Below are 12,978 nucleotides of genomic sequence, written 5' to 3' on the forward strand. Positions count from 1 at the left end.
ACGTGGCAACTCTGGCACATCTTGGCGAGAGCCGAGGACACGGGTCCGCTAGGAGGCATTCGCCCACCTCACCGGCGAGATGGTCCGTTTTCGTACAGGTTCACCAGTGCATGCCGATTGGCACTTTCGGTGACCCTTGTGCGCTTTTTCCGTGGCCTGTTCGAGCTGTTCGGTCGTGACGGCCGGCGCTACCGGCTGGGCGGCGGGCCGTCGATCGGGCGCCCCAGCACCCCGGGGCGCCGCTGCCAGGGCAGCGGTCCCGTGGGGGGCCGGTAGGCGACGCCCAGGGCGTCCAGCCGCCGGTAGTGGGCGGTCATACGGCGCTGGAAACCGTCGAAGTCCCGTTCCGCCGGGTCGGGCAGGGCGCTCCAGGCGACCTCCGCGAACGCCGCGAGACGGGGGAAGGCCTGGTAGTCCACGCGCGCGTGGTCCTCCATCACCTCGGTCCACAGGTTGGCCTGCGTGCCCAGCACGTGCCGGGCCTCGTCGGGCGTCAACTCCGGTGGAACGGGCTCGAACCGGTAGACGTCCTCCAGGGTGCGGACCCACCCGATCGGTACCGGCTCCTCGGGGCCCGGGTCCTGACGGTGGTCCAGGTACACCTGCTGCTCGGGGCACATGACGACGTCGTGGCCGGCCCGGGCTGCGGCGATGCCTCCGGCGTAGCCGCGCCAGGAGGACACGGCCGCGCCCTCGGCGAGCCCGCCCTCCAGGATCTCGTCCCAGCCGATCAGCCGGCGGCCGCGCGCGGCGAGCCAGGAGTCGAAGTGCCCGATGAACCAGGACTGGAGCTCGTCCTCGTCCGCGAGCCCGAGTTCCCTGATGCGCGCCTGCGCGGTCTTCGACCGCCGCCACTGGTCCTTGGGGCATTCGTCGCCGCCGACGTGGACGAACTCCGAGGGGAACAGCTCGAGTACTTCCTCGAAGACGCCCTCGTAGAAGCGCAGGGTGTTGTCAGTGGGGGCGAGTACGTTCGGGTTGATTCCCCAGGTGTCCCAGACGGAGAGGGCGGTCGTGTCGATGACGTCGGTGTTGCCGAGTTCCGGGTACGCGGCGATGGCGGCCTGCGAGTGGCCGGGTACGTCGATTTCGGGGACGACGGTGATATGCCGCTCGGCGGCGTACGCCACGATCTCCCGGATGTCGTCCCGGGTGTAGTAGCCGCCGTGCGGCTTCTCCTCCCACAGCGGCGAGGCACGATGGCCGGTTTTCGTACGGGCGCGCCAGGAGCCGATCTCCGTCAGCCTCGGGTGCCGCTGGATCTCGATGCGCCAGCCCTGGTCGTCCGTCAGATGGAAGTGGAAGACGTTGAGTTTGTGCGCCGCCATCAGATCGAGGTAACGCAGGACGCCTTCCTTGGGCATGAAGTGCCGGGCGACGTCGAGCATGAGGCCCCGCCAGCGGAATCGGGGGGCGTCCTCGATCGTGAGGTACGGCACGGCCCAGTCGCGGTCGCGGTCGAGCGGGGCCCTGCGGTACGCGTCGGGCCCGAGGAGCTGCCGCAGGGTCTGGGCGCCCCAGAAGACGCCGGCCGCGTCGCCGCCCTCGACGAGGACGCCGTTCCGGTCGCTGACGAGGCGGTACTCCTCGGGACCGAGCCCGGGGGCGAGCCGGAGCCCGATGCCGTCGCCGCCGGCGTCATCGGGCTCGCGTGCCTCGCGCAGCGGCAGGCCGGTCGCCTGCCGGAGGGCGGTGCGCAGCCAGTGGGCGGCGCCCTGCGTCCCGGTGCCGGCGTGGAGCCGGGAGTGCTCCGTCAGCCGTACCTCGCCGGAACCGGCGGCGACATCGCGGGGAGCCGGGAATCAGTTCAGTCACGTCAGTCCTTTACCGCCCCGCCCAGCCCCGACACCAGCCGTCGCTGCACGAGTACGAAGAAGATCAGCACCGGAATCGTCATCACCGTGGACGCCGCCATGACGCCGCCCCAGTCCGGGTCGTCGGGCTTGTAGAAGACCAGCAGCGCCATGGGCAGCGTCGACTGGGAGGTGTCACTGATGATGAACGACTTGGCGAACAGGAAGTCGTTCCAGGCGGAGATGAAGGAAAACACGCTGGTGGCCACGAGACCCGGCAGGACGAGCGGGAAAAGGATCTGCCAGAGGAATCGCGCCCGACTCGCCCCGTCGATGTACGCGGCCTCCTCCAGCGCCTCCGGAACGGCTTTCACGAACCCCCGCAGCATCCAGATCGCGAAGGGCAGCGAGAAGGCGATGTGGGGCAGGATCAGCGAGCCCAGTGTGTTCAGCTGACCGAAGTCCCGCATCAGGAAGAAGAGGGGGATCGTGAGGGCTTCCACGGGCACCATCTGGGCGATCAGAAACATGATCAGCAGGGTGGTCCGCAGCCGGAACCGGAATCGGGTCACGGCGGTCGCGGCGAGAAACGCGATGAGCGCGGAGGCGATCACCACACAGCCCGCGACGACGAGGCTGTTGAGGAAGTAACGGCCGAATTCCTGCTGCCCGAAGACGCGCCGGAAGGCGTCCAGAGACGGGGCGAGAGTCCAGGGCCGGGGCTCGGACGACTCGATCTCCCCGGCCGGTTTGAAGGCGCTGAGCACCATCCAGTACAGCGGGAAGGCGACGACGACCGCGATCAGCAGGGCGGCGGCCTCGGTGGCGAGCCGCCCCGGCCGGCGGACCCGGGCGCGTGGAAGATTCACAGTTCCTCCCCCTGCCGGCGCAGCAGCCGCAGGTACACCAGCGTGACGGCGAGCAGGATCAGCAGCATCACGACGCCGATCGCCGAGCCGAGGCCGTACTGCGAGGACGCGAAGGCCTGCTGGTAGGCGTAGACGTTGAGGACGAGGTTCTGGCCGGCGATGCCGCCGCCGTTCGTCATGACGTAGATCTGGGTGAAGACCTTGAAGTCCCAGATGACCGACTGGATGGTGACGACGACCAGGATCGGCCGGAGCATCGGGGCGAGTACGGAGCGCCAGGTACGCCACTGCGAGGCGCCGTCCAGGGCGGCGGCCTCCAGGACCTCGGCCGGTACGGCGCGGATACCGGCGTAGACCGTCACCATGACGAACGGGAAGGAGCACCACACCACTTCGAGCAGGACGAGGAAGAAGGCGCTGAGCCGTCCGTACGTCCACGCGTAGTCGCCGAGGCCCAGCATCCGGTTCACCGGGCCGAAGTCCGGGTCGAAGAGGAACAGCCAGACGGTGGAGCCGGTCACGGCGGGGGTCGCCCAGGCGCCCATGGCCGCCAGCATCAACGCGAGCCTCGGCAGGGCCCGTACGCGGGTGAGCAGCACGGCGAGGGCGCAGCCGACGGCGAGGGTGGAGACGACGCAGGCCGCCGCGAACAGCACGGTGGCGAGCAGCACCTGCCAGAACTGCGGGTCCCCGAACAGCTCGGCGTAGTTGCCGAACCCCCGGAACGCGGTCGGCTCCCCGCCACTGACCTGGGCCTGCGTGTACTCGAAGAACGAGATCAGGCCGAGCTGGTAGACGGGATAGACGAGCAGCCCGCCGAGCACGACGAGTGCGGGCGCGAGATACAGCCACGGCGTCCGGCCGCGCCCGGAGGCTCCGACGGATCTGCCGGGCGCGGCCGGACGCGGCCCCGGTCGCCCGCTCCGCGCCTTGCCGACGACCGTGGCCGAAGGCCGACCCGGCGAACCACCGCCCTCCCCGGCGCGAGCCTCACCACCGCCCTCCCCGGTGCGGGTCTCGCCGGTGCGATCCCCGGCACGGGCCTCTCCACCACCCTCCCCGGTGCAGGCCTCGCCGGTGCGATCCCCGGCACGGGCCTCGCCGGTGCGATCCCCTGCGCGAGCCTCACCACCGCCCTCCCCGGCGCAGGCCTCGTCGGTGCGATCCCCGGCCGGACCACCGGGTGCTGCGGTGATGCTCGCGGGAGCGGGGGTGGCATGGCCGCCGGGCAGGTCACGTGCGGCTCCCGCCGAGACCTTCCCGACCGGACCGCCCGCCGTGCCCGCAGGCCCCGCGCGACCGGCTCCTGCCCCGTCAGACCCGGCAGGGCCTCCCCCCGCCCCGGCGGTTCCGGGCAAGCCGGCAGCGGGCGGACCGACCTCGGCGGCGCCGGTCGCGGCGAGGTCGGCTCCCGCCGATTCGCTACGGTCGTTCACCCGGCTCACCCGGCGGAGCCGAACGCGGTGTTCATCTTCTTCGCGGCGTCCTCGGAGGCCGCGGGCACGTCCTTCTTGCCGCTGATGATCTGCTGGAACATCGTGGGCAGGACGAGCGAGGAGTCGATCTGGGCCCAGGCGGGCGACGCGGGGACGAACTTGGTGCCGGCGGAGAGCGTCTGCACGAAGGGCTTCACGAACGGCTCCTTCGCCGCGGCCTGCTGCCGTACGTCCGTGAAGGTCGGCAGGAAGCCCATCGCGTCGAACAGCTCCGCCTGCGTCTTCTTCGAGGCGAGCCGTTCCATCAGGTCGACGGCGAGCGTGCGGTGCGAGGTGCTCTTCAGGACGCCGATGTTGTTGCCGCCCGCGAACGCGGGGGCGATGGAGCCGGACTTCACGCCCGGCAGGGGGACCACGGCGTACTTGCCCTTGACCTTCCCGGCCTCGACGGCGGTGTGGCTGAAGTCGCCGCCGATCGCCATCCCGGCCTTGCCCGCGGCGAACGCGGAGACCGTGTCGTTGCCGCCCATGCCCGCGCACTTGGCGGCGGGACAGTTGTCGTCGCCGAAGAGCGAGGTGTACTCCTCGATGCCCTTGCGGGCTTCCGGGCTGTCGATGCCGGAGGCGTACGAACCGCCCTTTCCGCTCGCGAGTTCCCCGCCGTTGGCCCAGACGAACGGCATCGCGCCGTAGGTGTAGGCGCCGCCGACCACGAGCCCGTAGAGGTCGGGCCGCGCGGCGCGTATCTTCCGGGCGGTGGCGGCCAGTTCGGCCATGGTCTTCGGGACGGCCAGGCCCAGCTCCTCGAAGACGTCCGTGCGGTAGTACAGGGCGCGGACGCCGACGTAGAACGGGGCGCCGTACATCTTGCCGTCCACCGTCACCGACTGCTTCGCGGTGGGGTCGGTGTCCTTCGCCTCGCTCCAGTCGCCGAACTCCTCGGTGACGTCGAGGAGTCCGCCGTCCTTCACGTAGCCGGCCGTGTCGGTGTTGCCGTACTCCATGACGTCCGGAGCGGAGCCGGGGTCGTTGAAGGCGGCCTTGACGCGCTGCGCGCGGGTGTCGATCGGGATGTACTCGACGTTGACCTCGGTGCCCTTGTGGGCCTTCTCGAAGCCGGCGACGACCGAGTCGACGACCTTCTGCTTGGGGGCGTTGCCGACCTCCTGGAAGAGCCACACGCGCAGCGTGCCGGTCTTCTCGTCCTCGCCGGAGGAGGAGTTCGAGGAGGTCTGGGGCGCGCAGGCGGTGGCCAGGAGGGCGGCGAGCGCGGTGAGCCCGGCAAAACGGACGGACAGCTTCATGGAGTGCTCCTCCGAGGGAGTGTTGCAACATGCGCAATGAAGGTTTCGCTGTGCACAACACACCGGAGGCTAGGGACTGCATGAACACGCCCACAAGAGGTCTCAACCACTCTGTGACCGGCAGACGCACCCCGCGCAACGCCCGGACAGCACAAAAGCCCCCAGGGCACGCAAAACGCACCCTGGAGGCCTTACACCGCGCGGGCGGGCGTTACTTGTCGCCCTTGCCCTTGTCGTCGTCGCCGGAGCTCATCGACTCGTAGATCTCCTTGCACATGGGGCACACGGGGTACTTCTTCGGGTCGCGGCCCGGCACCCAGACCTTGCCGCACAGCGCCACGACGGGGGTGCCGTCGAGGGCGCTCGCCATGATCTTGTCCTTCTGGACGTAATGGGCGAAGCGCTCGTGGTCACCGTCACCGTGGGAGGTCTGTGGCGTCGGCTCTACGAGGGTCCCCGTACCAGTCCCGCGCTCGGGCTCGAGAGTGCTCATAGAGCCAAGCGTACTGAAGCTCACAGACATCAGTTGAGCGACGGGTCGTCCGGATAGGTGGCCACCATCGCCAGCTCGCTGCGCTGGCGGCGCAGCACCTCGCGCCAGAGCCGCTCCGGGGAGGGGCAGGAGACGTCACCGGGCTCCGACTCGACGACGTACCACGCACCGTCCACCAGCTCCTCCTCCAGCTGGCCCGGGCCCCATCCGGCGTATCCGGCGAAGATCCGCAGGGAGCCGAGGGCGGAGGCCAGCAGTTCCGGCGGGGCCTCCAGATCGACCAGACCGATCGCGCCGTGCACCCGTCGCCAGCCCAGCGGGGCGGCCTCCCCCAGCGCGCCGCCTGGGACGACCCCGACACCGAGGGCCGAGTCCAGCGACACCGGACCGCCCTGGAAGACGACGCCGGGCTCGCCGGCGAGATCCCCCCAGCCCTCCAGGATGTCGTCCACGTCCACCGGGGTGGGCCGATTGAGGACGACGCCGAGGGAGCCCTCCTCGTCGTGGTCGAGGAGCAGCACCACGGCACGGTCGAAGTTCGGGTCCGCCAGGGCGGGCGTGGCCACGAGCAACCGCCCTGTGAGCGAGGACACCTCGGTCATGCCAGACATGATCCCGCATCTTCCCTCCGCGTGGGGCGGCAATGCGGGGACGGGAGGGAACGCAGCTCAGGGCGTACCGACGCGCCCCGGGCGCACGAAAGCGACCGTGACCCCTTGTGCCCGGCGCGAAACGGTTCGTGTTGTGACAGAGCTATGACGTGGCTGGGTCTGACTCAGGCTTACAGAAGGGGGGTGGTGGGCGATTACCCTTTCCCTTCTGACCCCTGCCCGACTCCACGGAACGCGAGATTCATGACCGTCAACGACGATGTCCTGCTTGTCCACGGCGGAACCCCGCTCGAGGGCGAGATCCGTGTCCGCGGTGCGAAGAACCTCGTACCGAAGGCCATGGTCGCAGCGCTGCTGGGCAGCGCTCCGAGTCGGCTGCGCAATGTTCCGGACATCCGTGACGTACGGGTCGTACGGGGTCTGCTGCAGCTCCACGGTGTGACGGTCCGTCCGGGTGACGAGCCCGGCGAACTGGTGATGGACCCGACGCGCGTGGAGAGCGCGAACGTCGCTGACATCGATGCCCACGCGGGCTCCAGCCGTATCCCGATCCTGTTCTGCGGCCCGCTGCTGCACCGTCTGGGGCACGCCTTCATCCCGGGTCTCGGCGGCTGCGACATCGGCGGCCGGCCCATCGACTTCCACTTCGACGTGCTGCGGCAGTTCGGCGCGCGCATCGAGAAGCGGGAGGACGGACAGTACCTGGAGGCTCCGCAGCGGCTGCGGGGCACGAAGATCCGGCTGCCGTACCCGTCCGTGGGCGCGACCGAGCAGGTACTGCTGACGGCGGTCCTCGCCGAGGGCGTCACCGAGCTGTCCAACGCGGCTGTCGAGCCGGAGATCGAGGACCTCATCTGCGTGCTGCAGAAGATGGGCGCGATCATCGCGATGGACACCGACCGGACCATCCGCATCACCGGTGTGGACAAACTCGGCGGCTACACCCACCACGCCCTCTCGGACCGCCTGGAGGCCGCGTCCTGGGCGTCGGCGGCGCTGGCGACCGAGGGCAACATCTACGTCCGGGGCGCCCAGCAGCGCTCGATGATGACGTTCCTCAACACCTACCGGAAGGTGGGCGGGGCCTTCGAGATCGACGACGAGGGCATCCGCTTCTGGCACCCCGGCGGCCAGCTGAAGTCCATCGCGCTGGAGACGGACGTCCACCCCGGCTTCCAGACCGACTGGCAGCAGCCCCTGGTGGTGGCCCTCACGCAGGCCACGGGCCTGTCCATCATCCACGAGACGGTCTACGAGTCCCGTCTCGGCTTCACCTCGGCCCTGAACCAGATGGGCGCCCACATCCAGCTCTACCGCGAGTGCCTGGGCGGCTCCGACTGCCGCTTCGGCCAGCGCAACTTCCTCCACTCGGCCGTCGTCTCCGGCCCGACCAAGCTCCAGGGCGCCGACCTGGTCATCCCCGACCTCCGAGGCGGCTTCTCGTACCTCATCGCGGCCCTTGCGGCCCAGGGCACGTCCCGCGTCCACGGCATCGGCCTCATCAACCGCGGCTACGAGAACTTCATGGAGAAGCTCATGGAGCTGGGCGCGAAGGTCGAGCTGCCCGGCAAGGCGCTGGGATAGTTTCGCGCGAACGCCGAAACGCCGAGGGGCGGCCACCTGGATCCAGGTGGCCGCCCCTCGGCGTTCATGCGGCTCTCGGTGAACAACGCGCCGTGGGGCGCACCCCCTGAGGGGCGCGGGGAACTGCGCGACCAGCCACTGGCGGCCCGCAGATACCCACGGCGCTTGTACGGAGCTGCTTACTTGCCCTTGGCCGCTTCCTTGAGCTTCGAGCCCGCGGAGACCTTCACGCTGTAGCCGGCCGGAATCTGGATGGGCTCGCCGGTCTGCGGGTTGCGGGCGGTGCGAGCGGCACGGTGGGTGCGCTCGAAGGTCAGGAAGCCGGGGATGGTGACCTTCTCGTCCCCCTTGGAGACGATGTCGCCGACGACGTCGGCGAACGCGGCCAGCACGGCGTCGGCGTCCTTGCGAGTCACCTCGGCGCGGTCGGCCAGCGCGGCCACCAGCTCACTGCGGTTCATGTTGTTACTCCCGTGTTCATCTTGCCGTTGAGGCGTCAGATCGAAGCCGATGCTGCCAGGGGTCCTCTAGGAGTCCCCGGATCCGGGTCCGTCGTCAGACCCTCGCGCCCAGTGAGGCATCCTGCCTCTACCTGCGGCGGGAAAGCCAATCCGGCACCCGCAGGAGTCGTGAGAACACCCTGGAGGAGTCACACGAAAAGAGGGCCTGAGCCTGGCGCCACGATAGCTCCGCAGCTGACGGGGGTCTTGCGACGCGCCGGTTTCCCGGCCGCCGTGGGGTTACTCACAGTCCGGGGACCGACCGTCCGCGGACTCCTTGCGGGTTCCCCCGAGCGCGTTTTTCAGACGCCGGAGGGGCTGATCGCCGCCGCACCCACGGCCTTGGCGGCTTCCCGCACCGCCCCGGCGACGGCGCCCGCGACCTTGTCGTTGAAGACGCTCGGGATGATGTAGTTCGGGTTCAGCTCGTCCTCGGTCACCACGTCCGCGAGGGCCGTGGCCGCGGCCAGCATCATCTCGGTGTTGACCGTGCGCGACTGGGCGTCCAGCAGACCGCGGAAGACACCCGGGAAGACCAGCACGTTGTTGATCTGGTTCGGGAAGTCGGAGCGGCCGGTGGCCACAACCGCTGCGGTCTGACGGGCGATTGCCGGGTCGACCTCGGGGTCGGGGTTCGCGAGAGCGAACACGATCGCCCCGTCGGCCATGGCGGCCACGTCGTCGCCGTCGAGGACGTTCGGGGCCGAGACGCCGATGAAGACGTCGGCGCCGCGCACGGCCTCCTTGAGCGTGCCCGTCAGGCCCTCGGGGTTGGTGTTGTCGGCGATCCAGCGCAGCGCCGAGTCCGGGGCGGCGTCCACGAGGTCCTCGCGGTCGGCGTGCACGACGCCGTGGATGTCCGCCACGACGGCGTTCTTCACACCGGCGGCGAGCAGCAGTTTGAGGATGGCCGTACCGGCGGCGCCGGCGCCGGACATGACGACGCGGATGTTCTCGATCGCCTTGCCCGTGACGCGCAGCGCGTTGGTGAGCGAGGCGAGGACGACGATCGCGGTGCCGTGCTGGTCGTCGTGGAAGACGGGGATGTCGAGGGCCTCGCGCAGCCGGGCCTCGATCTCGAAGCAGCGCGGCGCGGAGATGTCCTCGAGGTTGATGCCGGCGAAGCCGGGGGCGATCGCCTTGACGATCTCGACGATCGCGTCGGTGTCCTGGGTGTCCAGGCAGATCGGCCAGGCGTCGATGCCGGCGAACCGCTTGAAGAGGGCCGCCTTGCCCTCCATCACGGGCAGCGCGGCCTTCGGGCCGATGTTGCCGAGGCCCAGCACGGCGGAACCGTCCGTCACGACCGCAACGGAGTTGCGCTTGATGGTGAGGCGGCGGGCGTCCTCGGGGTTCTCGGCGATCGCCATGCAGACGCGGGCCACGCCCGGCGTGTAGACCATGGACAGGTCGTCACGGTTGCGGATGGGGTGCTTCGACGCCATCTCGATCTTGCCGCCGAGGTGCATGAGGAAGGTCCGGTCCGAGACCTTGCCCAGGGTGACGCCCTCGATGCCGCGGAGTTCCTCGACGATCTCGTCCGCGTGCGCGGTCGACGAGGCCGCGATGGTGACGTCGATACGGAGCTTCTCGTGACCGGACGCGGTGACGTCGAGGCCGGTCACCGAGCCTCCGGAGGACTCCACGGCGGTGGTGAGCTGCGAGACGGCGGTTCCGCTCGCGGGCACCTCCAGCCGGACCGTCATCGAGTAGGAGACGCTGGGCGCCGTTGCCATGGCCGACTTCCTCTGCTTTCACCTGACGCTGAGTTGTGCCGTCCGATCGTCGCACCTACCGCTGAGTATCAGGTAGCCGCCCTCTATTGCGAACGTTTTGTTCGCGGAACGGGTCAGCAAAAAGAGACCCACGTCACGCGGACGTGGGTCTCTTTCGAAGTTCAGGTGGCACCGACCCGCCATGCTCGCCTCGCGGCAAGTGGTCGCTCGTAGCGACGATGGTTGGGCCCGGGGGCTTGGATCGGGCCGGTGCCACATCCAGGCTAACAAACAGATCCCGTAAGGCCATTCCCGTACCGGGAGTTCATTTCACCGACAAGTGGGTATCGAGCCCCGGTTCCTGAGCCGGTCACTCTCAGTCCCTGAGAAGGTCGGGCACACCCGCCGCGTCCGGCTCGTCCCGCTGTGCCGAGACGACCGTGAGCTGCTGGGTGGCCCGGGTCAGCGCGACGTAGAGCACACGCAGGCCGGCCGGGGACTCGTCGGCGATCTCCGCCGGGGAGACCACGACCGTCGCGTCGTACTCCAGGCCCTTCGCCTCCAGGCTGCCGAGTGCCACGACCCGGTCGCCGAGCCCGGCGAGCCAGCGGCGGGCCTCCTCGCGGCGCTGCATGGCGACGACCACGCCGACGGTGCCGTCGACACGCTCCAGCAGCCGGGCCGCCTCGTTGCGGACGGTCTCGCCGAGGGTGTCCTCGACGACCGTGAAACGGGGCTCGACGCCCGTGGAGCGGACCGCTCTCGGGGATTCGGAGCCGGGCATCGCGAGGGCCAGCACCTTCGAGGCCAGCTCGGCGATCTCGGCCGGGTTGCGGTAGTTCACGGTGAGCTCGAAGCGGCGGCGCGGGCGGGTGCCGAGGGCCTCGTCGCGGGCCTCGGCGGCCTCGTCCGGGTCGGACCAGGAGGACTGGGCCGGGTCGCCGACGACCGTCCAGGTGGCGTGCCGGCCACGGCGGCCGACCATGCGCCACTGCATGGGTGTGAGGTCCTGGGCCTCGTCGACGATGACGTGGGCGTACTCGGTGCGCTCCGCCGCCAGCCGCTCGGCGCGCTCGCGCTGCGACTCCTCGCGCACCGGCATCAGCTCCTCCAGGCCGGTGAGCTGGTCGAGCGGGTCGAGGTCGCGCTTCTTCCGGGGGCGGGCCGGGGCGCCGAGGATGGCCTGGAGCTCGTCGAGCATCGCGATGTCGTGCACGGAGCTGCCGTCGCGCCTGAGGGAGCGGGCGACCCTGCGGACCTCGCCGGGGTTCATGATCCGCCGGGCCCAGCGGCCGAGGCGGCGCTCGTCGGCCATGGCGGCCAGGACGGCCGCCGGGGTCAGCTCCGGCCACCAGGCGTCGAGGAAGGCGATGAAGGAGTCCTCGGAGGTGATGTCCTCGTCGAAGGAGGAGCGCAGCTCGGCGGCGAGTTCCGGGTCGCTGTGCCGGCCCGCCGCGCCGGACCGCTCCCACAGGGCGTCCAGGAGCAGTTTGCGGGCGCGGGGGCGCAGCAGGTTGACGGGGGCGGTGCCGCCGAGGACGGCGCGGCGGATGCCCGCCAGCTCCTCGGCCTCCAGCTCCAGCCGGCGGCCGAAGGCGACCACGCGCAGCCGGGTCGGTGAGTCGTTCAGCTCCAGGGCCCCGCGCGCGGCCTTGCGCAGCACCTTGATCATGCGGGACGAGCCCTTGGCGCGGGCTACGGACGGGGAGTCGTAGAGCGTGGCCTCGGCTCCCTCGACCAGGGAGCCGATGGCGCGGATGGCGACCTGGCCCTCCTCGCCGAGGGAGGGCAGCACACCCTCGGTGTAGGCGACGAGCAGCGGGGTCGGCGAGACGATCAGGATGCCGCCCGCGTACCGGCGCCGGTCCTGGTAGAGGAGGTAGGCGGCGCGGTGCAGGGCGACGGCGGTCTTGCCGGTGCCGGGGCCGCCCTCGACGTAGGTCACGGAGGCGGCGGGGGCGCGGATGACCAGGTCCTGCTCGGCCTGGATGGAGGCGACGATGTCGCGCATGGTGTGGCTGCGGGCCTGGCCGAGCGCGGCCATCAGGGCGCCGTCGCCGATGACGGGCAGTTCCTGACCGCCCAGGAGGGCCTTCAGCTCGGGGCGCATGAGGTCGTCCTCGACGCCGAGCACCTTGCGGCCCTTGGAGCGGATGACCCGGCGCCGTACGACCCGGCCGGGGTCGACGGGCGTGGAGCGGTAGAAGGGGGCGGCGGCCGGGGCGCGCCAGTCGATGACCAGGGGGGTGTAGTCCTGGTCGAGGACGCCGATGCGGCCGATGTGCAGGGTCTCGGCGATGTCGGCGGTGTTGTCGTCCCGGACAGCGCCCTCGGCGGGCTCGACGGCGGTGTACGCGCCGTCGGGTCCCTTCTTGCCGTCCTTGCCGAGCAGCAGGTCGATGCGGCCGAAGAGGAAGTCCTCGAACTCGTTGTTGAGCCGGTTGAGGTGGATGCCCGCCCGGAAGACCTGCGCGTCCCGCTCGGCGAGCGCGCCGGGCGTGCCGACCTGGCCGCGCTGGGCCGCGTCGTTCATGAGGAACTCGGCCTCGTGGATCTTCTCCTCGAGGCGCAGGTACACCCGGTCCAGGTGTTCCTGTTCGACGCCGATCTCTCGGTCTCGCAGGGAGTCGAGCGCGGTTTCCTGTTGAGCCTGAGCGGCCACCCGGGCCCCCT

Annotated in this window: 10 protein-coding genes; 1 reads left to right on the forward strand and 9 read right to left on the reverse strand. The window is 70.2% G+C overall.

Annotated features, from left to right (window positions below):
- Positions 1–188: 188 nt before the first annotated feature.
- The 6 genes from SSQG_RS14825 to SSQG_RS14850 all read right to left on the reverse strand — a co-directional run bounded on the left by SSQG_RS14825 (position 189) and on the right by SSQG_RS14850 (position 6,497).
- Positions 189–1,757 carry a beta-N-acetylhexosaminidase gene (locus tag SSQG_RS14825; RefSeq protein WP_003990591.1) on the reverse strand — a complete coding sequence of 523 codons (1,569 nt, stop codon included), beginning with the start codon at positions 1,755–1,757 and terminating at the stop codon, positions 189–191.
- Positions 1,758–1,816: 59 nt separating this feature from the next.
- Positions 1,817–2,662 (reverse strand): carbohydrate ABC transporter permease, encoded by an 846-nt coding sequence (locus SSQG_RS14830; protein ID WP_003990592.1) that lies wholly within the window; start codon positions 2,660–2,662, stop codon positions 1,817–1,819.
- The gene (locus SSQG_RS14835) at positions 2,659–3,510 is read right to left on the reverse strand and encodes a carbohydrate ABC transporter permease (protein WP_003990593.1); all 852 of its coding nucleotides are present in this window, start codon (positions 3,508–3,510) and stop codon (positions 2,659–2,661) included. Before SSQG_RS14835 ends, SSQG_RS14830 begins: the two co-directional genes overlap by 4 nt.
- A gap of 593 nt (positions 3,511–4,103) precedes the next feature.
- The gene (locus tag SSQG_RS14840) at positions 4,104–5,402 is read right to left on the reverse strand and encodes an extracellular solute-binding protein (RefSeq protein ID WP_003990594.1); all 1,299 of its coding nucleotides are present in this window, start codon (positions 5,400–5,402) and stop codon (positions 4,104–4,106) included.
- 211 nt (positions 5,403–5,613) lie between these two features.
- The gene (locus SSQG_RS14845; protein ID WP_003990595.1) at positions 5,614–5,895 is read right to left on the reverse strand and encodes a DUF3039 domain-containing protein; all 282 of its coding nucleotides are present in this window, start codon (positions 5,893–5,895) and stop codon (positions 5,614–5,616) included.
- A gap of 29 nt (positions 5,896–5,924) precedes the next feature.
- Positions 5,925–6,497 (reverse strand): YqgE/AlgH family protein, encoded by a 573-nt coding sequence (locus SSQG_RS14850; RefSeq protein ID WP_039932752.1) that lies wholly within the window; start codon positions 6,495–6,497, stop codon positions 5,925–5,927.
- A 252-nt stretch (positions 6,498–6,749) separates the two neighbouring features.
- Here SSQG_RS14850 and murA point away from each other — a divergent pair, with 252 nt between their 5' ends.
- Positions 6,750–8,090 (forward strand): UDP-N-acetylglucosamine 1-carboxyvinyltransferase, encoded by a 1,341-nt coding sequence (gene murA, locus SSQG_RS14855; RefSeq protein ID WP_003990597.1) that lies wholly within the window; start codon positions 6,750–6,752, stop codon positions 8,088–8,090.
- 179 nt (positions 8,091–8,269) lie between these two features.
- Here the strand turns inward: murA and SSQG_RS14860 are convergent, their stop codons facing one another.
- From SSQG_RS14860 to SSQG_RS14870, 3 genes are all read right to left on the reverse strand, one after another.
- A complete protein-coding gene (locus tag SSQG_RS14860) occupies positions 8,270–8,551 on the reverse strand; it encodes an HU family DNA-binding protein (protein WP_003990598.1) in 282 nt (93 codons plus the stop codon).
- 341 nt (positions 8,552–8,892) lie between these two features.
- Complete coding sequence (locus SSQG_RS14865; protein ID WP_003990599.1) at positions 8,893–10,326, reverse strand: NAD-dependent malic enzyme; 1,434 nt, start codon at positions 10,324–10,326, stop codon at positions 8,893–8,895.
- 355 nt (positions 10,327–10,681) lie between these two features.
- Positions 10,682–12,967: a HelD family protein gene (locus SSQG_RS14870; protein ID WP_003990600.1), complete on the reverse strand. Its 2,286-nt coding sequence runs from the start codon at positions 12,965–12,967 to the stop codon at positions 10,682–10,684.
- Positions 12,968–12,978 lie beyond the last annotated feature (11 nt).

The organism is Streptomyces viridochromogenes DSM 40736 (assembly GCF_000158955.1).
GTDB classification, from domain to species: Bacteria; Actinomycetota; Actinomycetes; order Streptomycetales; family Streptomycetaceae; genus Streptomyces; species Streptomyces venetus.